Below are 21,962 nucleotides of genomic sequence, written 5' to 3'. Positions count from 1 at the left end.
GGGAATCGCTGGCCGGTACAACTACTGCCATGAGCCAGGCACTCCAGGATCTCCTCGATCTGCTCGACCTCGAGCAGATCGAGGAGAACATCTTCCGCGGCCGGTCCCGCTCCGCCGTCGTCCCCCGCGTCTTCGGCGGGCAGGTCGCGGCCCAGGCACTGGTCGCCGCCGGGCGGACGGTCCCCGCGGACCGGCTCGCCCACTCGCTCCACGCGTACTTCCTGCGCATGGGCGACCCGGGCGCGCCCATCGTCTACGACGTCGAGCGCATCCGTGACGGCCGTTCCTTCACCACCCGGCGCGTGGTCGCGATCCAGCACGGCCGGCCGATCTTCTCGCTGTCCGCCTCCTTCCAGGCGTACGAGGAGGGCCTCGACCACCAGGCCCCCATGCCGCCCGCGCCGGACCCGGCGGCGCTGCCCACCTCGCAGGAGCGGCTGCGCGGCTACGACCACCTCGAGCCGGAGGTCGTCGAACGCTTCCTCGAAGCGCGCGAGGCGATCGACCTCAGGTACGTGGACGAGCCGCCGTACGGCCGCTTCGGCGAGCCGCGCGAGCCGCACTCGCAGGTGTGGTTCCGCACCAACGGCAAGCTCGACGACGACCCCCTGCTGCACGTCGTGCTCGCGACCTACGTCTCCGACATGACCCTGCTCGACTCCGTGCTGCTCGCGCACGGGCGCGGTGGCTGGGCCGTCGGCGACGTGGTCGGCGCCTCGCTGGACCACGCCATGTGGTTCCACCGGCCCTTCCGCGCCGACGAGTGGCTGCTGTACGACCAGGAGTCCCCGTCGGCGTCCGGCGGCCGGGGCCTGGGGCAGGCGCGGATCTACACGCAGGACGGGCGGCTGGCCATCTCGGTGATCCAGGAGGGCGTGGTCCGCGTTCCCCGCGAACACTGACGGCCGTCCCGGGAACACTGAGGGGCATGGCCCCAGCACAGCAGGCGGAACAGACAGCACCGCAGGGCGGCGGCGAGTCCACGGTCACCGTGATCGTCGCCGCCCTCGCCAATCTCGGGATCGCCCTGGCGAAAGCGGTCGCCGGAGTGATCAGCGGCTCCAGCGCGATGCTGTCCGAGGCCGCGCACTCGGTCGCCGACACCGTCACCGAGGTACTGCTGCTCACCGCCCTCAAACGCAGCGAGAAACCCGCCGACGAGGACCATCCGCTCGGCTACGGGCCCGAGCGGTACATCTGGGCGCTGCTCGCCGCCGTCGCCACCTTCGTCGGCGGCGCCGTCTTCTCCCTCTACGACGGTGTGCACACCCTCCTCGCGGGCGAGGAACTGGGTGATCCGCTCGTGTCGTACCTCGTCCTCGCCGTGGCCTTCCTGCTGGAAGGGTTCTCGCTGCGGACCGGCGTGCGGCAGGCGCGCGGTGAGGCGGTCCGCCTCGACGTGCCGTTCCGGCACTATCTGCGACGCACCCCCGACACCGCCGTGAAGGCGGTCGTGCTGGAGGACTCCGCCGCGCTGATCGGCCTCGTGCTGGCCGCGCTCGGGCTGCTCGGCGGTCAGCTCACCGGCTCGGGCGTGTGGGACGCGCTCGCGTCCCTGTGCATCGGTGTCCTGCTGCTGTACGTCGCCTGGGTGCTCGGCCGCTCCAACGCCGAGCTGCTGATCGGGCGGCCGCTGCCCGAGCCGGTGCGGGAGCGGATCCGGGCCGAGCTGCTGGCCGTGGACGAGATCGAGGACGTACTGGAGCTGACCACGCTGGTCCAGGGGCCGCGCGAGGCCCTGGTGGCGGCGAAGGTCGACTTCCGGGACGTGTCCACGGCCGGGCAGATCGAGCGGGCCTGCGAGCAGGCCGAGCGCCGGCTGCGGGAGCTGCTTCCCGCGATCGGCCGGGTCTACCTGGATCCCACACCGGGCAGGCGGGCGCGGAGCGACGGGTTCACGCCAGACCCGCCTGGTCCAGCAGATACGCCGTCATCGGGTCGTAGTGGCGCGGGCTGACCACGTGGTCGTCGAGCGGCACCGTCACCTGCACGGTGCCCTCGGCCTCGGCGAGGAAGAGCGCCGGGTCGTTGCAGTCGGCGTACCCGACGGAGTCCACGCCGTGCTGTCCGGCGTACCCGGCCCAGCCGTGGTCGGCGACGACCAGGTCGGGCAGCGGCCGCCCCTCGCGCTCCAGGCCGGTGAGGATGGCCCGCATCGGCTCACCGGAGTGGGTGTGCCACAGCGACGCCCCGTGCTCCAGCACCGCCACGTCCGCGAACTGCATGACGTACCCCTCCTCGGTGCTCAGGCCCTCGGGGATGACGACGATCTCGCAGCCCGCCGCCCGCAGCGCGGCGGCCGTGGCGCGGTGCACGTCGAGCAGGCCGCCGGGGTGCCCGGTGGCGAACAGCACCCGCTGCCCGCCGTCGGCCGCCTTGCGCAGCCGTCCCGCCATGCGCTCCAGGGCGTCGACGGTCAGCTCGGGGTCGATGGTGTCCTGGCCGTAGCGGTACTCGGGGTCGTCGTTGACGCCGGCCCGTTCCGCCATCACCGCGAGGACGTCCTGCTCGTCGCTCCAGCGGTCACCGAGTTCCAGGCCGAGCCAGTAGTGACGGTTGCCGTTCGCCAGCTGCCGGTAGTGGGAGAGGTTGTTCTCGCGGGGCGTGGCGACGTCGCCCGCGATACGGGTGCGGACGAGGTGGGCGACGAGTTCGGCGCGGCTGGGCGTCCCGGGTATCGGCATGGGCACCATTGTGAGGCAGATCGCTGTGCAAGCCGACGGTGTACCGGCGGCTGGGACGCGGGTCACGTGCCGGCAGCGGGACCACATGGGTCGCCCGGCCGCCCTCACAGATGCTTCAGCGCCAGCCACAGCTCCATCCGTACGTCCGTGTCGTCCAGGTCGGCGTCCAGCAGGGTCGCGCAGCGGGCGATGCGCTGGCGGACGGTGTTGCGGTGCACGGACAGGGCGACGGCGGTGCGGTCCCAGCTGCCGTGCAGGGACAGCCACGTGCGCAGGGTCTCGGTGAGCGCGGGGGTGAGCGGGGCGAGCAGGGTGCGGGCGTGCGCGGCGGCCTCCTCGACGGGCAGCAGGTCGGCCAGCGCGGGGCGGGTGGCGTGCCGGACCAGCGGGGTGCGGCCGGCGCGGGCGCGGGCCAGCGCACGGGCCGCCTGGCGGTCGGCGGCCGCCCAGTCGGCCGGTCCGGCGGCCGCGCTCACGCCGAGGACCCAGCCGGGCTGCTCCGGCACCTCGTGACCGGCGGGCACCAGCAGGCGTACGACGTCGTCGGTCAGGTCGACCAGCGGGGTGCCGAGGGCCGCGCCGAGCGCGGAGGCGGCCACCGGGTCCGGGGTCCGGCTGCGGGCGCCCCCGCCGGCTCGAGGGGGCTGGGGAAGGGCGTGCACGACGACGCGGCTGTCCGCGCCGAGCAGCGCGGCCACCTCGTCGGGCGCCGCGCCGAGCAGCAGCCGGACCAGCGCGGAGGAGCGGGCGGCGCCGGTGCCGCTCTGGTGCTCGCCGGTGAGCAGGGTGAGCAGGACGGCGGCGACCGAGGCGATGGTGTGGTCGGCGGGGTCGCGCTGCGGGGCGGCGACGCCGAGCGCGAAGCCCTGGCCGGCGCCGAGGGCGTAGGCGGCGAGGTGGACGCCGGCGGCGGTGTCGGTGGCGGTGGTGGTGGAGCGGCCGGTGACCACGGTGGCCAGCTCGGCCAGCGCGCCCATGGCCGCCTCGGGCTGCTCCCGTCCCGCCTCGGCGATCCGGGCGCCCTCCGGGCCGTACAGCACCGCCCGGCCGCCCACCCGCTGGGCGAGCTGGCGCAGCACCGACGGCACCGGGTCGGGGCGGGCCGCGGCGGCGGCCAGGGACTGCTGGGCCTCGGTCACCCGGCGCAGTTCGGCGAGGCGGGCCTGCGCCATCAGCTGCCACACCGCGCGGGCGACGCCCGAGAACGTCGTCTGCGGCGGGACCTCCAGCAGCGGCAGCCCGTGCGCCTCGCACGCCTCCACCAGGGCGCGCGGCACGGTGTCGTGCACGGGCGCCACCCCGAAACCGAGGGCGGCGCCGCCCGCGGCGACGATCCGGGAGACGTAGTCGTGGAAGTACGCGCCGAGGCTCCCGTCCGTCCCGGCGGACTCGGGGATGTGGACGCCCGCGGTCAGCAGCAGCTCGCCGCCGAGCAGGTACGGGTAGGGGTCGGCCATCTCGGAGGTGTGCGCCCAGCGGATGGCGATACCGGGATCGCGGGGCCCGGCGATCTGCCGCAGGGCCAGGTCCTCACGGGCCAGGAGTGAGGTGAGGGGAACGGGCGGCGTGGGGGGTACAGGCTGCTCCGGCATGGTGTGCACTCCCTCCACCCTCCGGTCCTGCGAATGGAGGAAACGTACACTTCGCAGTCGCTTTTCGGCCACCTAGTGTCAGTCGGGAACCGGCAGCCGCGGGTACGGGCGGATGTCCCCGCGAACCGCTGCCGACTCTCCCCGAATCTCACGACACGCCACCGAGAACGGTGGAAGGAGGCCCCATGGCCGTCGACTACACAGTCATCGTCCTGTACTTGGCCGGCATGCTGGCCATGGGCTGGTGGGGCATGCGCCGCGCCAAGTCGAAGAGCGACTTCCTGGTGGCGGGCCGCCGCCTGGGGCCCGCGATGTACTCCGGCACCATGGCGGCCATCGTCCTCGGCGGCGCCTCCACCATCGGCGGCGTGGGCCTCGGCTACCAGTACGGCCTCTCCGGCGCCTGGATGGTCTTCACCATCGGCCTCGGCCTGCTCGCGCTGTCGGTCTTCTTCTCGGCGCGCATCGCCCGGCTGAAGGTCTACACCGTCTCCGAGATGCTCGACCTGCGCTACGGCGGCCGGGCCGGCGTCATCTCCGGCGTGGTGATGTGGGCGTACACCCTGATGCTCGCGGTGACCTCCACCATCGCCTACGCCACGATCTTCGACGTGCTGTTCGACATGAACCGGACGGTCGCGATCATCCTCGGCGGCGCGATCGTCGTCGCCTACTCCACGCTCGGCGGCATGTGGTCGATCACGCTGACCGACATGGTCCAGTTCGTCGTGAAGACCATCGGCGTGCTGCTCCTGCTGCTGCCCATCGCGGTGGTCAAGGCGGGCGGCTTCTCCGAGATGAAGGCCAAGCTGCCGACCTCGTACTTCGACCCGCTGGGTATCGGCGGCGAGACGATCTTCACCTATGTGCTGATCTACACCTTCGGCATGCTGATCGGCCAGGACATCTGGCAGCGCGTGTTCACCGCCCGCAGCGACAGGACGGCACGGTACGGCGGCACCGTCGCCGGCACCTACTGCCTGCTCTACGCCCTCGCCGGCGCCGTCATCGGCACCGCCGCCAAGGTCATGTACCCCAAGCTGGGCAGCCCGGACGACGCCTTCGCGACCATCGTCAAGGACGAACTCCCCATCGGCGTGCGCGGTCTGGTGCTCGCCGCCGCCCTCGCCGCGGTGATGTCGACCTCCTCCGGCGCGCTGATCGCCTGCGCCACCGTCGCCAACAACGACATCTGGTCCCGGCTGCGCGGTGTCGTCAAGCGGGGCGGCGAGGAGCACGACGAGGTCAAGGGCAACCGGGCCTTCATCCTGATCATGGGCATCGCCGTGATCTGCACGGCCATCGCCCTGAACAACGTCGTCGAGGCGCTGACCGTGGCGTACAACCTGCTCGTCGGCGGTCTGCTGGTGCCGATCCTCGGCGGGCTGCTGTGGAAGCGCGGCACCGTGCAGGGCGCGCTCGCCGCCGTGCTCGTCGGCGGTCTCGCCGTCATCGGTCTGATGGCCGGCTACGGCATCCTCGCCAACGAGCCCGTCTACTACGGCCTGCTGGCCTCCCTCGCCGCCTACGTCGTCGTCTCCCTGGCGACGAAGCCCACCGACGAGGCCGTCCTGACCGCCTGGCGCGACCGCCTGGCCGGCCGGGCCCCCGAACCCGTGTCCGAACCGGTCCCGGCTCACCAGTAGAGTCGTAAGGACCAAGCAGTACATACGCGAAGAAGCGTAGGAAAGAAGGCAGTCCACCATGAGCAGCAACGAGACGCCCCGCGGCCCCGTCGACTCGTCCCGTATCCCGCGGTACGCCGGTCCCGCGACCTTCGCCCGGCTGCCCCGCCTCGACGAGGTCGGCCGCGCCGACGTCGCCGTCGTGGGCGTGCCGTTCGACTCCGGCGTCTCGTACCGGCCGGGCGCCCGCTTCGGCGGCAACGCCATCCGTGAGGCGTCCCGGCTGCTGCGCCCCTACAACCCGGCGCAGGACGCCTCCCCGTTCGCCCTCGCGCAGGTGGCCGACGGCGGCGACATCGCGGTGAACCCCTTCAACATCAACGAGGCCGTCGACACCATCGAGGCCGCCGCCGACGACCTCCTCGGCACCGGCGCCCGCCTGATGACCCTCGGCGGCGACCACACCATCGCGCTGCCCCTCCTCAGGAGCGTCGCGAAGAAGCACGGCCCCGTCGCCCTGCTCCACTTCGACGCCCACCTGGACACCTGGGACACCTACTTCGGCGCCGAGTACACCCACGGCACCCCGTTCCGCCGGGCCGTCGAGGAGGGCATCCTCGACACCGAGGCGCTCTCCCACGTCGGCACCCGCGGCCCGCTGTACGGCAAGCAGGACCTCACCGACGACGAGAAGATGGGCTTCGGCATCGTGACGTCGGCGGACATCTACCGCCGCGGCGCCGACGAGGTGGCCGACCAGCTGCGCCAGCGCATCGGCGACCGCCCGCTGTACATCTCCATCGACATCGACTGCCTCGACCCGGCCCACGCCCCCGGCACCGGCACCCCCGAGGCGGGCGGCATGACCTCCCGCGAGCTGCTGGAGATCCTGCGCGGCCTGGCCTCCTGCAACCTGGTCTCCGCGGACGTCGTCGAGGTGGCCCCCGCCTACGACCACGCCGAGATCACCTCGGTGGCGGCCTCCCACACGGCGTACGAACTGACCACCATCATGAGCCGCCAGATCGCGGCCGCCCGCAAGGAGAACGAGGGCAAGTGACCCACGACCACGACCTGGAGCTCCGTCCGAGTGCCGCCCAGACGGAGGCCGCGCTGAATCCGCCCGCCGGGCGCAACGGCGGAGACCTGGTCGTGGAGACCCTGGCCGGGCTCGGCGCGACGACCGTCTTCGGCCTGCCCGGCCAGCACGCCCTCGGCATGTTCGACGCCCTGCGCCGCTCGGACCTCAGGTACGTCGGCCTGCGCGTGGAGAACAACGCGGGCTTCGCGGCCGACGCCTACGGCCGGATCACCGGCGAGGCGGCCCCGCTGCTGCTGTCGACCGGCCCGGGAGCCCTCACCTCCCTGGCCGCGCTGCAGGAGGCGGCGGCCGCCTCGGCCCCCGTCCTCGCCATCAGCAGCCAGATCCCGACGGCGGGCCTCGGCGGCGGCCGCCACGGCTATCTGCACGAACTCCCCGACCAGGCCGCCTCCTTCCGGGGTGTCGTCAAGTCCGTGCACACGGTCCGCACCCAGTCGCAGATCCCGTCCGCGATCGCGGCGGCCTGGAAGTCGGCGCTGAGCGCCCCGCACGGCCCGGTGTGGGTGGAGATCCCGCAGGACGTCCTGCTCGCCGAGACCCACCTGCCGGTGGTGACGGCGCTGGACGCCACCCCGGACGAGCTGGTCCCGCGCCCGGAGCTGACAGCGGTGGCGGCCGACCTGCTGTCGCGTGCCGAGCGCCCCGCGATCATCGCGGGCGGGGGAGTGGTCCGCGCGGACGCCTCCGGCAAGCTGCGCGCGCTCGCCGAGACGCTTCAGGCGCCGGTCGTGACGACCTTCGGCGGCAAGGGCGCCTTCCCCTGGGAGCACCCGCTGTCCCTCCAGTCCTGGCTGGAGGACCGGCACACCACCGACCTCCTCGAGGACGCCGACGTCCTGCTGGTCGTCGGCTCGGGCCTCGGTGAACTCTCCTCGAACTACCACACGTTCAAGCCCCGCGGCCGCGTGATCCAGATCGAGGCCGACCTCGGCAAGCTGGAGTCCAACCACCCGGCCCTCGGCATCCACGCCGATGCCCGGCTCGCCCTCCAGGCCCTGCTGGAGACGGTCACCGAGCGCCCCGACCCGAAGGCCCCCGAGCGGGTCCGGGACCTGCTCGCCAAGGTGCGCGAGCGGATCGACGCCCAGGACCTGACCCTGGAGCAGCAGGTGCTCGCGTCGGTGCGCCGCGCGCTCCCGGCCGGCGCCCCCTCCTTCTGGGACATGACGATCCTCGCCTACTGGGCGTGGTCCGCGTTCGACGCCAAGGCCCCCAACGCCATGCACTCCGCACAGGGCGCCGGCGGCCTCGGCTACGGCTTCCCGGCCGCCCTCGGCGCGGCGGCGGCCGACCCGACCCGCCCGGTCCTGGCGGTCTCCGGCGACGGCGGCGCTCTGTACTCCATCGCCGAGCTGGCCACGGCCCGCCAGTACGACCTGAACGTCACCTGGCTGATCGTCGACGACGGCGGCTACGGCATCCTGCGCGAGTACATGACGGACGCCTTCGGCCAGGCCACGGCGACCGAGCTGACCCGCCCGGACTATGTGGCGCTGGCGGAATCCTTCGGGGTGCCGGGGGTGCGCACCACCGCCGAGTCCCTGGAGGCCGACCTGGCGAAGGCACTCGCGACGCCGGGCCCGACCGTGGTCGTACTGCCCGCCGTCCTGCGCATGTTCGCGCCGACGCACCTGGACTGACGCCCTCTCACCCGCCGCTGCCTCACCCGCCCCTGAGTCACCCCACTTCCGGCACATTCGTCGATCCGTACAACCATTCGGTCGAACTCGTGCGTCAACAGGGGCATGACTCAGGGGATATCCAGGCGCGCCCGTCTGCTGGCGGTCGCCGTCGGCGCGGGCGTTCTCGTTCCGGGCGTGGTCGCGGCCACGCCGGCCGCTGCCGCCGCACCGACCGTCAGCTGTACGTCGGCCAAGGCCGGCCTCGCCGCCAAACTGCAGAAGGACATCACGGGCGCGCTCGCCGGCCGCAAGGGCACCGTCGCGCTCGGTGTCTACGACCGCACCACCAACACGACGTGCACGCTGCGGGCCACCAGCAGCTTCGACTCGGCGAGCACCGTCAAGGTCACCGTTCTCGCCACGCTGCTGTGGGACGCGAAGAAGCACAACCGCTATCTGACCGACCGTGAGGCGTCCCTCGCCAAGGCCATGATCACCCAGTCGGACAACAACGCCACCAGCGCGCTGTGGAAGCAGCTCGGCCTGACGAAGATCAAGGGCTTCCTCGCCGCCGCCGGGATGACGAAGACGACACCGGGCACGGGCGGTTACTGGGGCCTGACCCAGGTCAACGTCACCGACGAGCAGAAGCTCCTCAAGCTCGTCACCGCGAAGAACAGCGTGCTCAGCGACAACTCCCGCGCCTACATCCTGAAGCTGATGGGCCAGGTCGTCTCCTCGCAGCGCTGGGGCACGCCCGCCGGCGCGCCCTCCTCGGTCGCCGTGCACGTGAAGAACGGCTGGCTGCAGCGGGCCACGCACGGCTGGCGGGTGCACAGCCTCGGCACCTTCAACGGCGCCGGCCACGACTACACGATCACGGTGCTCACGCAGGACAACAGCACCATGAGCTACGGCGTCACCACCATCCAGAACGTCGCCAAGGTCATCCACAAGGACCTGGTCCCGGCCGCAACGGCCCGCTACACGCCGACCAGCCGGCCGAGCGAGGCGTTCGTCGCGGTCCCGCCACAGGGCTGACGTTCCGTCACGCCGCCGCCCGCCGGTCACCGCACCCGCCTACGGTGACCGGCATGCGCTTCGGACCCGTACTCGCCGGCCTGGCGGTGGTCGCCTCCCTGACCGCCGCCTGGCCCGCCGACGTCCAGGAACACGCCTGTTCGCCCACCGTGACCCTCGAGGGCTTCTCCGACGCCCTCGACAAGAAGACGTACCGGGGGGAGTTCGTCGGCAACCTCTCCGCGCTCGCCGTCGACCGGGACGGTTCCTTGGCCGCTCTCTCCGACCGCTCCTTCCTGTTCCGCCTGGACCGGCGGACGCTCGCACCGACGTCCGTGGTGCCGCTCGCCGACGAGAGCGGGGCGCGGCTCGACTCCGAGGGCCTGGCGGTCGACCGGGACGGCAGCCGGCTGATCACCTCCGAGACCGAGCCGTCGGTACGCCGCTACGACCCCGACGGCCGTCTCCTGGGGCGCCTGCCGGTGCCGGACGCGCTGTGGACCGCCCCGTCCGGCCGGGCACGGCCCAACGGCACCTTCGAGGGCCTGACCCTCCTGCCGGACGGCCGCACCCTGCTGGCGTCGATGGAGTACCCGCTGACCGGCGATCCGGCGGACACCGTCCGCTTCCAGACCTGGGAGCGCCGCGCGGGCGGCTTCAGCCTCGCCGCCCAGTACGCCTACCGCACCGACCCCGGCCTCGGCGTCGCCGAGGTCCAGGGGATCGGGCACGGCCGCCTCCTCGTCCTGGAGCGAGCCTTCACCACCGGCGTCGGCGACACCGTGCGCCTCTACCTGGCCGACCTGCGCCACGCGACGGACGTCAGCGGGATCGCACGGCTGACCGGGCGGCCAGGCGTCCGCCCGGTCGGGAAGACCCTGCTGGCCGACATCGCGGCCTGCCCGTCCCTCGGCGCCACCGCGAAGCAGCCCCAGCCGAACCCGCTGCTCGACAACATCGAGGGCATGGCCGTCACCGGCCGGGACCACGGCACCCTGAGGGTGACCCTGGTCAGCGACGACAACCAGAACCCGGCGCAGACGACCCGGTTCTACTTCCTGCGTCTGCGGATCGGGTGAGCGGCCCGGTGCGGGCGGCGGCCCCGGACCCGTCGGCCGGCCGCCCGTTTGTTGCGCGGGGATGAAATCGCAGCCCGCGGGCGTTGCAGCCTTGCGGTAGCGCAGGACCACTGGGAGGCACGGAGTGACACCGCAACGGGGATGGGCTCGGCGACTGTGGGGGTACGCCTGGCGGTATCCCAAGGACGTGGTCCTCGCCCTCGGCTCCTCCCTCGGCGGCATGGCCGTCATGGCCGTCGTGCCGCTGGTCACCAAGGTGATCATCGACGACGTGATCGGCGACCACAGCCGCCGTATGGCCCCATGGGCCGGCGCACTGATCGGCGCCGCCCTGATCGTGTACGTCCTCACCTACATCCGCCGCTACTACGGCGGCCGCCTCGCCCTCGACGTCCAGCACGACCTGCGCACGGAGATGTTCGGCACGATCACCCGGCTGGACGGCCGGCGGCAGGACGAGCTGTCCACCGGGCAGGTCGTCGGGCGGGCCACCAGCGATCTCCAGCTGATCCAGGGTCTGCTGTTCATGCTGCCGATGACCATCGGGAACGTCCTGCTGTTCCTGATCTCCCTGGTGGTCATGGCCTGGCTCTCCCTGCCGCTGACCCTGGTCGCGCTGGCCGTCGCTCCCGCGCTCGGGTACATCGCCCGGCGCAGCCGCACCAAGCTGCACCCGGCCACCTGGTACGCGCAGGCCCAGGCCGCGGCCGTGGCCGGCGTGGTCGACGGCGCGGTCAGCGGCGTCCGCGTGGTCAAGGGCTTCGGGCAGGAGGAGCAGGAGACGAACAAGCTGCGCGAGGTCGGCCGCCGCCTCTTCGCCGGCCGCCTGCGCACGATCCGCCTCAACAGCCGGTACACCCCCGCCCTCCAGGCCGTCCCGGCACTCGGCCAGGTCGCGATGCTGGCGCTCGGCGGCTGGCTCGCCGTGCGCGGGCACATCACGCTCGGCACCTTCGTCGCCTTCTCCACCTACCTCGCCCAGCTGGTCGGCCCGGTCCGCATGCTCGCCATGGTCCTCACCGTCGGCCAGCAGGCCCGCGCCGGCACCGAACGCGTCCTGGAGCTGATCGACACCGAGCCGACCCTCAAGGACGGCACCAAGGAGCTGCCCGCCGACGCACCGGCGTCGGTCGAGTTCGACGACGTGTCGTTCGGATACGACCGCGCCCCCGGCAAGACGCGCCCCGTGCTCCAGGGGCTCAGCTTCGAGATCCGGCCCGGCGAGACCCTCGCCGTCGTCGGTTCCTCCGGCTCCGGCAAGTCCACCCTCTCCCTGCTCCTGCCGCGCTTCTACGACGTCTCCCACGGCGCCGTCCTGGTCGGCGGCCACGACGTGCGCGAGCTGACCCTTCAGTCGCTGCGGGCCGCGATCGGCCTGGTCCCCGAGGACTCCTTCCTCTTCTCCGACACCGTCCGCAACAACATCGCCTACGGCCGCCCCGACGCGAGTGACGAGGAGGTCGAGGCCGCCGCGCGCGCCGCACAGGCGGACCGTTTCATCAAGGAGCTGCCCGACGGCTACGCCACCACGGTCGGCGAGCACGGACTGACCCTCTCCGGCGGCCAGCGCCAGCGCATCGCGCTCGCCCGCGCCCTGCTCACCGACCCCCGCCTGCTCGTCCTGGACGACGCGACCTCCGCCGTCGACGCCCGCGTGGAGCACGAGATCCACGAGGCGCTGAAGGAGGTCATGCGGGGCCGCACCACCCTGCTGATCGCGCACCGCCGCTCCACCCTCAACCTCGCCGACCGCATCGCCGTCCTCGACGACGGCCGGCTCGCCGACCTCGGCACCCATGACGAGCTACAGGAACGCTGCGCCCTGTACCGGCGGCTGCTCACCGATCCCGACGAGCTCGGCGGTGTCTCCCCGGGCCACGCACAGCCTTCCGCGCCCGCCGAGGACACCTCGCTGCGTGAGGAACTGGACGCCGAGTTCGACGCCGAGCGCGGCATCACGCCCCGGCTGTGGGCGGGCGAGCGCGAGCGCCGGGACGCGGCACTGCACGGCACCCCGGCCACACCGGAGCTGCTGGCCCAGGTCGAGGCGCTGCCCCCGGCCACCGACACCCCCGGCGTCGACGAGGCGGCCGCGGTCCGGCCGGAGGACTCCTACGGTCTGCGCCGCCTGCTGCGCGGCTTCGGGCTGCCCCTCCTGGTCAGCCTCGCCCTGGTCGCCGTGGACGCCGGGGTCGGCCTGCTGCTGCCGGTGCTGATCCGGCACGGCATCGACAGCGGTGTGACCAGGATGGCACTGGGTGCCGTCTGGTCGGCGTCGCTGCTCGCGCTGCTCTCGGTGGTCGTGCAGTGGGCGGCCCAGGTCGGCGAGACCCGTATGACCGGCCGGACCGGCGAGCGCGTCCTGTACTCCCTGCGTCTGAAGATCTTCTCCCAGCTCCAGCGGCTCGGCCTCGACTACTACGAGCGGGAGCTGACCGGCCGGATCATGACGAGGATGACGACGGACGTCGACGCCCTCTCCACCTTCCTGCAGACGGGGCTGGTCACGGCCTTCGTCTCGGTCGTCACCTTCTTCGGCATCATGGCCGCCCTGCTCGTGATCGACCTCCAGCTCGCACTCGTCGTCTTCGCCACGCTGCCGCCGCTGATCGTCGGCACGTACTTCTTCCGCAGGGCCAGCGTGAAGGCGTACGAGCTGGCCCGCGAGCGGGTGTCGGTGGTCAACGCCGACCTCCAGGAGTCCGTGTCGGGCCTGCGGATCGTGCAGGCGTTCCGGCGCGAGCGGGACGGCGGGCGGCGGTTCGCCGAGCGCAGCGACAGCTACCGGCAGGCACGCATCCGCGGCCAGTGGCTGATCTCGGTCTACTTCCCCTTCGTGCAGTTCCTGTCGTCGGCCGCCGCGGCCGCGGTGCTGATCGTCGGCGCGGGCCGGGTGGACGCGGCGACGCTCACCACGGGCGGGCTGGTGGCGTACCTGCTGTACATCGACCTGTTCTTCGCGCCGGTCCAGCAGCTGTCCCAGGTCTTCGACGGCTACCAGCAGGCCACGGTCTCGCTGGGTCGTATCCAGGAGCTGCTGCGCGAGCCGACGTCCACGAAAGCCGCGCGGGAGCCGCTGGAGGTGCTCTCCCTGCGGGGCGAGATCGCCTTCGAGGACGTCCACTTCGCATATGGCGCTGCCGACGAGAACGACGCGGCCCTCCGCGGCATCGACCTGCGCATCCCCGCCGGGCAGACGGTCGCGTTCGTCGGCGAGACGGGCGCCGGCAAGTCGACCCTCGTCAAGCTGGTGGCCCGGTTCTACGACCCGACCGGTGGCCGGGTGACGGCCGACGGCACGGACCTGCGCGACCTGGACCTCACGTCGTACCGTCACCGGCTCGGCGTGGTGCCGCAGGAGGCGTATCTCTTCCCCGGCACGATCCGTGACGCCATCGCCTACGGCCGTCCCGACGCCACCGACGCGGAGGTGGAGGCGGCGGCCCGGGCGGTCGGCGCGCACGACATGATCGCCACGCTGGAGGGCGGGTATCTGCACGAGGTCGCCGAGCGCGGCCGCAACCTGTCCGCCGGGCAACGGCAGTTGATCGCGCTGGCCCGCGCCGAGCTGGTCGACCCCGACATCCTGCTGCTGGACGAGGCGACGGCCGCGCTGGACCTGGCGACCGAGGCCCAGGTCAACCAGGCCACGGACCGCCTCGCCGGCCGCCGTACCACCCTGGTCGTGGCCCACCGTCTGACCACCGCCGCCCGCGCGGACCGGGTGGTGGTCATGGACCACGGCCGCGTCGCGGAGGACGGCACCCACGAGGAACTCCTCGCCCGCGACGGCCACTACGCCCGGCTGTGGCGCACGTTCATCGGCGAGGCCGAACCGGAAGAACCGGTCGGCGCCGCCCGCTGACCGCCACGCCCGGGAAGAAGCGCGGGAACCTCCGCGCCCCGGAAGAAGCGCGCCGACCTCCGCGCCCCGAAAGGGGCGCGGGGAACTGCGCGCCCCGCCACAACCCACCCGCGGCCGAACGCAATCAGACCGGCCCCCCCGCACCGATTCCCTGACGGTCGTGCAACCATCCGACACACGCGCTGCGTCCGTACATCCGTACGCTTCTTGACGCGCGGGGGCGCACCATCGCGAACCCGCACGCGCGGACGCGCAATCGCGGACGTAGGGAGGGACGACTGTGGACTGGGGTGGGATACGGCGGCGGACGGCGGTCGCGCTGGGCGTGCTGACCGCGGCCGGGCTGTTCGCGCTGGCCGCGCCCGGCAGTGCCGAGGCCGCCGCGGCGCCCACGCGGTGCGGCGGACACAGGGTGGCGACACTGCCCTTCTCCACCGGCAGCGTGCAGGTCTACCGCAACGACGGCTACGTCTGCGCGATCACCCTGCCCCGGCGCCCCGGCCCCCGCCAGGTCATGTCGGTCGGCGTGCAGGCGCGCGGCGGGCGGCCCGTGGTGGACAAGGGCCCGTTCACCCGGCGGGCCGGACCCGTCACCGTGCACGCCGGTCATCGCTGCGTCCGCGTCACCGGCTCGGTGGGCGGCGGATCGGTCAACTCCGGTTGGATTCTGTGCTGAACCGTTTCCGCTTTCTTTAACTCCCCCTGGTGGAAACGATGTTGCTCCGATAGCTTCCGGCGCACATCTGTCTCACAGGGAGGGTGCATGCGCAAGGCACTCAGATGGCTGCTGGCGTTCACCGTGCTCATAGGCACGCTGAGCGCGGCGGGCGCGGCCACCGCCGCCGACGCTTCCGGCAGCCAGGACATCAAGGACCGGCTGCTCTCCATACCGGGCATGAGCCTGATCCAGGAGAAGCCGTATCCCGGCTACCGCTACTTCGTCCTGAACTACACCCAGCCCGTCGACCACCGCCACCCCTCGGCCGGCACGTTCCAGCAGCGCATCACCGTGCTGCACAAGGACGTCAGCCGCCCGACCGTCTTCTACACGAGCGGCTACAACGTCTCCACGACCCCGTCGCGCCGCGAGCCCACCCAGATTGTGGACGGCAACCAGGTCTCCCTGGAGTACCGCTTCTTCACCCCGTCCCGTCCCGCCCCGGCCGACTGGTCCAAGCTCGACATCTGGCAGGCCGCCAGCGACCAGCACCGCGTCTTCGAGGCACTGAAGCCGGTCTACTCGAAGAACTGGCTCGCCACCGGCGGTTCCAAGGGCGGCATGACCGCCACCTACTACGAGCGCTTCTACCCGCGTGACATGGACGGCGTGGTCGCCTACGTCGCCCCCAACGACGTGGTGAACAACGAGGACTCGGCTTACGACCGTTTCTTCGCCTCCGTCGGCACCAAGGAGTGCCGCGACAAGCTGAACGCGGTGCAGCGCGAGGCACTGGTGCGCCGCGAGCCGCTGGAGCAGAAGTACGCCGCGTACGCCGCCGGGAACGGCTACACCTTCACCACCATCGGCTCCCTGGACCGCGCCTACGAGGCCGTCGTCCTCGACTACGTGTGGGGCTTCTGGCAGTACAGCCTGCTCGCCGACTGCGACAGGATCCCCGCGAACGCGGCCACGGCGAGCGACGACGAGATCTGGAACTCGATCGACGAGATCTCCGGTTTCTCCGCCTACACCGATCAGGGTCTTCAGACGTACACGCCGTACTACTACCAGGCGGGCACCCAGCTCGGCGCGCCCACCATCCACTTCCCGCACATCGAGAAGCAGTACATCCGCTACGGCTACCAGCCGCCGCGCAACTTCGTCCCGCGCGAGATCCCGATGCGCTTCCAGCCGTGGGCGATGCGCGACGTCGACACCTGGGTGCGGCACAACGCCCGCCACATGCTCTTCGTGTACGGCCAGAACGACCCGTGGGGCAGCGAGCGCTTCCGCGTCGACAAGGGCGCCAAGGACGCCTACGTCTTCACCGCGCCCGGCCTGAACCACGGCGCCAACGTGGCCGGTCTGGTGCCCGCGCAGAAGGAGCTGGCCACCGCCCGCATCCTTCAGTGGGCCGGCGTCCAGCAGGACACCGCGCAGGCCAGGCCGCTGGCCAAGTTCGACAGTCGGCTGGACGTGCGCGACGTGGAGCGCGAGCCGGCGCTGCGTCCGTAGGTCACATCCGGCGGGCGCAGCCGACCGGCTGCGCTCCGCCGAGCCGCACGTACAGGGCCGTGGCCGCCGGGCACAGCGACCGGACGGCCACGGCCCGCACCACGCGGTACTGCGGCGCGCGGCGGCCGCTGCCGTCGCAGGCCGTCTCACGGACCTGGCCGTCACCAAGGGCGTAGACGCAGTCGCCGGCGATGGTGCGCGGCCCGCCCCCGCCGCCCGGGTCGCCCGGGTGCGGCGGCTGGAGGGTGCGCATGCAGGCGTACCCCTGCGGGATCATCCCGTCGCCGTCCTCGTCGGACGCGGGCCGCTGTTCGCTGATGTGCAGCACGAAGTCGGTGGTCGGCGGACAGGGCGGACCGTCGTTCACCGCCCCGTCGTAGCGCGCCACGACCCGCGCGGCCGCCCGTTCCCCCGTGCAGGGCACCTCGGTGGAGGTCGTCGTGCCGAACGAGCTGCACTCGCCGACGTCCAGGAACCGTGCCCCGTAGCCGGCCGTCGACCCGACGGGCGCCGGTGGCCGCCCGCCCTTGTCACCGCCCCCGGACGGCTGCCGGCACCCGGCCAGCACCGCCGCCAGCAGCGCGCACACCCCCACGGACCGGCTTCCGCGCATCCTGGCCCCCCTCGGCACTCCCCGCGTCCAGCGTGACCCGTGGCCGCGGGCGCACGCCAGACGCGCGAGGAGTTCCGGGCCGGTCGCGCGGGGCGCGCCGGGGGCGGACCGCAGCGTCAGTACGCCAGGCCGTGCCCGATGGGATACAGCACCTGCGCCGGATCGTCCGCCCGCATCACCGGCACCGGCAGCTTCCCGCGCGGAGCGACCTGCCCCGCGATCACCCGGGCGGCGGCCCGCAGTTCGACGTCGGTCCACGAGTAGGACGCCAGGCAGGCGCGCACCTCGGGCAGTTGGGCCACGTCGTAGGGGTTGCGCACGGCCACGGCCACCACCGGCTTGCCCGTGGCGAGGAGCCGCCGCACCAGCGTGCGCTGGCTGCTGCCCGCGGTGACGTTGTACGTCCCGACGACGACCGCGTCCGCGTCGGCCGCCGCGGCGACGGCCCGGTCGATCGTCGCCGTGGACGGTGCCGTACCGGTGGACAGGGCGGTCGCGGTGAAGCCCAGCTCGGTCAGGGCGGCGGCGAGAACCCCGGTGGGCGGGCCGGTGGTTCCCGAAGGGGAGGCCGGGTCGGCTCCGACGACGAGCAGCTTCTTGTGCGCGCGCCGGTCCAGCGGCAGCAGTGCGCCCTCGTTCACCAGCAGCGTCGTCGTCCGCTCCGCGATGCGGTCGGCTGCCGCGAGATGCGCGGGCGTGCCCACCGTCCGCTCCACGCCGGCGTGGCTGACGTACGGCGCGTCGAACAGCCCGAGGCGCGCCTTGAGCCGCAGGATGCGCAGGATCGACTGATCGAGCCGCTCCTCGGTGAGTTCCCCGGTGCGTACGGCGGTGAGGACGGCGTTCCACGCCACGTCCAGGTCCGGCGGGTTGAGCAGTTGGTCCACGCCCGCCTTCAGGGCGAGCACCGGCACCCGGTCGTCGCCGTACTTGGAGCGCACGCCCTCCATGCCGAGCGAGTCGGTGACCACCACCCCGTCGTAGCCCAGCTCCTCGCGCAGGATGCCGGTGAGGATCGGGCGGGAGAGGGTCGCCGGGTCGCCGGAGGGGTCCAGCGCCGGGAACTGGATGTGCGCGGTCATGATCGAGTCGATGCCGGCCCTGATGGCCGCCCGGAACGGCACCGCGTCCAGCGTCTCCCACTGCTCGCGGCTGTGGGTGATGACCGGGAAGCCGTAGTGGCTGTCGACGGAGGTGTCGCCGTGCCCGGGGAAGTGCTTGGCCGTCGCCGCGACCCCCGCGTGCTGGTACCCGGTCACCTCGGCGGCGACCAGTCCCGCCACCGCGTCCGCGTCCGCGCCGAAGGAGCGCACGCCGATGACCGGGTTGGCGGGGTTGACGTTCACGTCGGCTACGGGGGAGTAGTCCTGCCGGATGCCTATGGCGCGCAGTTCGGCGCCGGAGATCCGGCCGAGGGTCCGCGCGTCGGAGCGGGAGCCGCCGGCGCCGATCGCCATCGCTCCGGGGAACAACGTGGCGGGCTTGCCCACGCGGCAGACGATGCCGTGTTCCTGGTCGGTGGAGACGAGCAGCGGCAGCCCGCGCGGCAGCGTCAGGGACGCCCGCTGGATGCCGTTGGACAGGTCGGCGATCTGCTGCGGGTCGCGGGTGTTGTGCGCCCACACGAAGTAGATGATGCCGCCGACGCGGTACTTCTCGATCAGCTCGGCGGCCGTGCGGACCCCGATCTCCTTGAGGTTGGCGTCGATGTCTGCCTGGTCGGGCGCGGTCGCCGAGTGGCCGTAGACCCGCATGACGAAGAGCTGGCCGACCTTCTCCTCCAGGGACATCCGGGAGATGAGGGCGCGCAGTTTCCGCTCGTCGTGCGGGGCGGCGGTGGCCGCCGTGGCGGGCCCGACGGCGAGGGCGGCGGTCAGCGCGGCCGTCGCGGCGAGGACCGTGCGTCTGGCGGGTCGTGCGGTGTTTCCCGTGCTGTCCGTGCTGGCGTGGTGCACGTGCGCTCCTTCCGGAGGGGGAACCGCTGAAGGAAACTTCCGAGAGGCCACCAATATCCGGGAAGTTTCTGCCAGTCAAGACAGTGCGCAGAGCACGGACTTGTCCGGACAGGGGCCGCCATCGGCGCCGCCGGCCGCGGTGCCGCGGAGAGGGGGCGGCGTCCGAGGCCGACACCGCGCCGCGGTGACCCACCGGCAGTTCGCGACGTGGACGGGCCGCCCCGGGGCAGGGTTCCGGGCGCCGCCCTGCGCTGTCCGACCGGCCGGCCGGACCGACACCTCCGGCCAGTGCTCGCACTCTCCCCCTCCTGGCAGACCCATGCGCGACCACGACGCCCTGCGCACCCCCGACCGGCAGGCTCCCTATTTCGGTCGACGGCCACAACCGACTGCGGAAGACTCTCCGCTCGTCGGCAGCGCTGCACGCGAGTGAGAGGTGACACGGGGTGGGCTTCACGCTGAAGGGCCCGGTTCTGGAGGGCGGGCTGGTGCGCCTGGAGCCGCTGGAGCACCGGCACGCCGCCGGTCTCGCGGCGGCCGCGGAGGAGAACCGGGACACGTACGTCTTCACCTGGGTGCCCCGCGCCCACGAGATCCAGGCGTACGTCGACGCCCAGCTGGCCCGCGCGGCGGCCGGAATGCTCGCCCCCTACGCCCAGGTGTCCCGCGCGACGGGACGGGTCGTCGGCACCACGTCGTACTGGGACCCGCGCAGCTGGCGGTCCGAGGACGTGCTCGACGCGATCGAGATCGGCTTCACCTGGCTGGCCGCCTCCGCGCAGGGCACGGGCATCAACGCCGAGGCCAAGCTGCTGCTGCTCCGCCACGCCTTCGAGGAGTGGGGCGTGGCCCGCGTCGACCTGAAGACCGACGCCCGCAACGCCCGCTCCCGCGCGGCCATCGAATCGCTCGGCGCCCGCTTCGAGGGCGTCCTGCGCAACTGGTCCCGCTCCTGGGTGCCCGGCGAGGAGAACGTCCTGCGCGACTCGGCGATCTTCTCGATCACGGCGCCGGAGTGGCCGCAGTGCCGCACGAGGCTGGAGCAGCGGGTCGCACGCTACCCACAGGGGCGTACGACGCCGACGGGATGAGCCGGGGGCCGCTCGCCGGCCCCCGGCCTCGTCCCCGGGCCGCTCGCCGGCCCCCGCCGAAGCACGGCGTACGACGTCGGTCAGGCCGACTCGTTCAGCAGTCGGCTCAGATGGTCGCGTCCGGCGTCCAGCAGTCCCGGCAGCGGCGCCGCCGCCTCGTGCCAGCGCTTCTCGTACTCCCAGCACAGCCAGCCGTCCCAGCCGTTCCGGGAGAGCACCTCCACCACCTCGGCCAGCGGCAGCACCCCCGCGCCCAGCGCCAGCGGGGTCGTGTCGTCGGCGGAGGCGATGTCCTTGACCTGGACGTAGCCGAGGTGCGGGGCGAGTGCGGCGTACGTCTGCGACGGCTGCTCACCGCCCAGCCAGGTGTGCATCACGTCCCACAGCGCGCCCACGCTGCCGTGCCCGACGGGCCCGAGGATCCTGATCAGATCCGCTCCGGTGCGATGCGAGTCGTGGGTCTCCACCAGCACCCGCACACCGAGCGCGGAGGCGTCCTCGGCGGCCGTGCCGAGCCGCCGCGCGGCCGTCGCGTCGGCCTCCTCGCGCGACGGCGCGTCGCCGCCGCCGGGGAAGACGCGGACGAAGGGCGCGCCGAGGTCACGGGCCAGCTCCAGCAGGGCGCGGATCTCGTCCAGGACCGGCCCGTCGTCGCCCGGCGCGGCCACCCGCGCGTACCCGGCGATGCCGAGCAGCTCCACGCCGGCCGCTTTGAACGCGCCGGCCACGTCGGCCCGCTCGGCCGGGGAGAGTCCCGGATGCACCGGCTCCTCGGGATGGGCGCGCAGCTCCACGCCGTGATAGCCGTGCGCGCCGGCCAGGCTCAGCACGTCGGAGAGGGGCAGACCGGGAACGCCGAGAGTGGAGAACGCCAGCTTCATGCTCTGGACCCTACTCGCAGCCCGCCGCTTCAAACGTTTCCCACGGCTACTCCTGTGCCACGGCCCGGTAGACGCACACCTCGGCCCCCGTCTTCGCGGTCACCGTCGAGACCAGCTGGAACGGCCGCCGCACCCCGTCCGCCGGGAAGATCGACATACCGCCGCCCAGCAGCACCGGCATCCGCATCAGCATCAGCTCGTCGAGCATCCCCTCGGCCAGCAGCGAGCGCACCAGGCGCGGGCTGCCCGCGATCAGCAGGTCGCCCCCCGGCGTGGCCCGCAGGTCCTCGATCCGGTCCATGACCTCACCGGCCCGGATCAGCCGCATGTTGTCCCAGGGCAGATCGGACTCGTCCAGGGTGCCGGAGACGAGATAGGTGCGGACCGTGTTCATCCGGTCGGCGAAGATCTCCCCGGCCCGCTCCGGCCACAGGGTGGCCATGGCCTGCCAGGTCCGCTCCCCGCACAGCAGCGCGTCCGCCTTGGCGAGCGCCCCCTCGAACGCGCCGCCGACGACCTCCGGATCGACGTACGGCAGCGACCAGCCGGAGTGCGCGAAGTCGAGGTCGGTCTCGTCCTCCGGCTCGCCGGGCGCCTGCACGACACCGTCGAGACTGATGAACTCGCTGGCCACGGTACGCATGGGACTCATTCCTG

The 21,962-nt window shown here is 72.6% G+C and carries 17 protein-coding genes; 11 read left to right on the top strand and 6 right to left on the bottom strand.

Translation table 11 applies throughout. The annotated features are described in order from the left end of the window. The first annotated feature begins 29 nt into the window (after positions 1-29). Positions 30-902 carry an acyl-CoA thioesterase II gene (tesB, locus tag ACZ67Q_RS18230; RefSeq protein ID WP_471182909.1) on the top strand — a complete coding sequence of 291 codons (873 nt, stop codon included), beginning with the start codon at positions 30-32 and terminating at the stop codon, positions 900-902. A 26-nt stretch (positions 903-928) separates the two neighbouring features. Next, entirely contained in the window at positions 929-1,957 is a 1,029-nt protein-coding gene (locus tag ACZ67Q_RS18225) for a cation diffusion facilitator family transporter (protein ID WP_471182906.1), read from the top strand. Here ACZ67Q_RS18225 and ACZ67Q_RS18220 read toward each other — a convergent pair. Beyond that, positions 1,896-2,684 carry a phosphatase gene (locus ACZ67Q_RS18220; protein ID WP_471182904.1) on the bottom strand — a complete coding sequence of 263 codons (789 nt, stop codon included), beginning with the start codon at positions 2,682-2,684 and terminating at the stop codon, positions 1,896-1,898. The genes ACZ67Q_RS18225 and ACZ67Q_RS18220 overlap by 62 nt on opposite strands. 104 nt (positions 2,685-2,788) lie before the next feature. Then, positions 2,789-4,276 (bottom strand): PucR family transcriptional regulator, encoded by a 1,488-nt coding sequence (locus ACZ67Q_RS18215; RefSeq protein ID WP_471182901.1) that lies wholly within the window; start codon positions 4,274-4,276, stop codon positions 2,789-2,791. Positions 4,277-4,461: 185 nt separating this feature from the next. Here ACZ67Q_RS18215 and ACZ67Q_RS18210 point away from each other — a divergent pair, with 185 nt between their 5' ends. From ACZ67Q_RS18210 to ACZ67Q_RS18175, 8 genes are all read left to right on the top strand, one after another. Then, positions 4,462-5,922 (top strand): sodium:solute symporter family protein, encoded by a 1,461-nt coding sequence (locus tag ACZ67Q_RS18210; RefSeq protein WP_471182899.1) that lies wholly within the window; start codon positions 4,462-4,464, stop codon positions 5,920-5,922. 58 nt (positions 5,923-5,980) lie between these two features. Continuing rightward, a complete protein-coding gene (speB, locus tag ACZ67Q_RS18205) occupies positions 5,981-6,961 on the top strand; it encodes an agmatinase (protein WP_471182896.1) in 981 nt (326 codons plus the stop codon). Continuing rightward, a complete protein-coding gene (locus ACZ67Q_RS18200; RefSeq protein ID WP_471182894.1) occupies positions 6,958-8,643 on the top strand; it encodes a thiamine pyrophosphate-binding protein in 1,686 nt (561 codons plus the stop codon). The genes speB and ACZ67Q_RS18200 overlap by 4 nt, the downstream gene beginning before the upstream one ends. 105 nt (positions 8,644-8,748) lie before the next feature. After that, the gene (locus ACZ67Q_RS18195; RefSeq protein ID WP_471182891.1) at positions 8,749-9,666 is read left to right on the top strand and encodes a serine hydrolase; all 918 of its coding nucleotides are present in this window, start codon (positions 8,749-8,751) and stop codon (positions 9,664-9,666) included. A 53-nt stretch (positions 9,667-9,719) separates the two neighbouring features. Next, positions 9,720-10,724 (top strand): esterase-like activity of phytase family protein, encoded by a 1,005-nt coding sequence (locus tag ACZ67Q_RS18190; protein ID WP_471182888.1) that lies wholly within the window; start codon positions 9,720-9,722, stop codon positions 10,722-10,724. A 124-nt stretch (positions 10,725-10,848) separates the two neighbouring features. Further along, positions 10,849-14,589 carry an ABC transporter ATP-binding protein gene (locus tag ACZ67Q_RS18185; protein WP_471182886.1) on the top strand — a complete coding sequence of 1,247 codons (3,741 nt, stop codon included), beginning with the start codon at positions 10,849-10,851 and terminating at the stop codon, positions 14,587-14,589. A 280-nt stretch (positions 14,590-14,869) separates the two neighbouring features. Then, positions 14,870-15,265: a hypothetical protein gene (locus tag ACZ67Q_RS18180; protein ID WP_471182884.1), complete on the top strand. Its 396-nt coding sequence runs from the start codon at positions 14,870-14,872 to the stop codon at positions 15,263-15,265. Positions 15,266-15,352: 87 nt separating this feature from the next. Beyond that, the gene (locus ACZ67Q_RS18175; RefSeq protein ID WP_471182883.1) at positions 15,353-16,765 is read left to right on the top strand and encodes a S28 family serine protease; all 1,413 of its coding nucleotides are present in this window, start codon (positions 15,353-15,355) and stop codon (positions 16,763-16,765) included. A 1-nt stretch (position 16,766) separates the two neighbouring features. Here ACZ67Q_RS18175 and ACZ67Q_RS18170 read toward each other — a convergent pair whose 3' ends face one another. Next, positions 16,767-17,378, bottom strand: coding sequence for a hypothetical protein (locus ACZ67Q_RS18170; protein ID WP_471182882.1), 612 nt, complete (start codon positions 17,376-17,378; stop codon positions 16,767-16,769). A 116-nt stretch (positions 17,379-17,494) separates the two neighbouring features. Further along, entirely contained in the window at positions 17,495-19,333 is a 1,839-nt protein-coding gene (locus ACZ67Q_RS18165) for a glycoside hydrolase family 3 protein (RefSeq protein WP_471182879.1), read from the bottom strand. Positions 19,334-19,779: 446 nt separating this feature from the next. Here ACZ67Q_RS18165 and ACZ67Q_RS18160 point away from each other — a divergent pair, with 446 nt between their 5' ends. Continuing rightward, positions 19,780-20,424 carry a GNAT family N-acetyltransferase gene (locus ACZ67Q_RS18160; protein WP_471182876.1) on the top strand — a complete coding sequence of 215 codons (645 nt, stop codon included), beginning with the start codon at positions 19,780-19,782 and terminating at the stop codon, positions 20,422-20,424. Positions 20,425-20,504: 80 nt separating this feature from the next. Here ACZ67Q_RS18160 and ACZ67Q_RS18155 read toward each other — a convergent pair whose 3' ends face one another. Further along, entirely contained in the window at positions 20,505-21,305 is an 801-nt protein-coding gene (locus tag ACZ67Q_RS18155; RefSeq protein ID WP_471182873.1) for a sugar phosphate isomerase/epimerase family protein, read from the bottom strand. A gap of 46 nt (positions 21,306-21,351) precedes the next feature. Beyond that, the gene (locus tag ACZ67Q_RS18150; RefSeq protein WP_471182870.1) at positions 21,352-21,948 is read right to left on the bottom strand and encodes a dihydrofolate reductase family protein; all 597 of its coding nucleotides are present in this window, start codon (positions 21,946-21,948) and stop codon (positions 21,352-21,354) included. Positions 21,949-21,962 lie beyond the last annotated feature (14 nt).

The organism is Streptomyces sp. NPDC036813 (genome assembly GCF_055609245.1).
This window is presented reverse-complemented; position numbering and strand designations above follow the sequence as displayed.

Coding starts and splice junctions, on each gene's coding strand:
- tesB (WP_471182909.1), top strand. CDS start 30: ATGAGCCAGGCACTCCAGGATCTCCTCGATCTGCTCGACCTCGAGCAG.
- ACZ67Q_RS18225 (WP_471182906.1), top strand. CDS start 929: ATGGCCCCAGCACAGCAGGCGGAACAGACAGCACCGCAGGGCGGCGGC.
- ACZ67Q_RS18220 (WP_471182904.1), bottom strand. CDS start 2,684: ATGCCGATACCCGGGACGCCCAGCCGCGCCGAACTCGTCGCCCACCTC.
- ACZ67Q_RS18215 (WP_471182901.1), bottom strand. CDS start 4,276: ATGCCGGAGCAGCCTGTACCCCCCACGCCGCCCGTTCCCCTCACCTCA.
- ACZ67Q_RS18210 (WP_471182899.1), top strand. CDS start 4,462: ATGGCCGTCGACTACACAGTCATCGTCCTGTACTTGGCCGGCATGCTG.
- speB (WP_471182896.1), top strand. CDS start 5,981: ATGAGCAGCAACGAGACGCCCCGCGGCCCCGTCGACTCGTCCCGTATC.
- ACZ67Q_RS18195 (WP_471182891.1), top strand. CDS start 8,749: ATGACTCAGGGGATATCCAGGCGCGCCCGTCTGCTGGCGGTCGCCGTC.
- ACZ67Q_RS18190 (WP_471182888.1), top strand. CDS start 9,720: ATGCGCTTCGGACCCGTACTCGCCGGCCTGGCGGTGGTCGCCTCCCTG.
- ACZ67Q_RS18175 (WP_471182883.1), top strand. CDS start 15,353: ATGCGCAAGGCACTCAGATGGCTGCTGGCGTTCACCGTGCTCATAGGC.
- ACZ67Q_RS18170 (WP_471182882.1), bottom strand. CDS start 17,378: ATGCGCGGAAGCCGGTCCGTGGGGGTGTGCGCGCTGCTGGCGGCGGTG.
- ACZ67Q_RS18155 (WP_471182873.1), bottom strand. CDS start 21,305: ATGAAGCTGGCGTTCTCCACTCTCGGCGTTCCCGGTCTGCCCCTCTCC.
- ACZ67Q_RS18150 (WP_471182870.1), bottom strand. CDS start 21,948: ATGCGTACCGTGGCCAGCGAGTTCATCAGTCTCGACGGTGTCGTGCAG.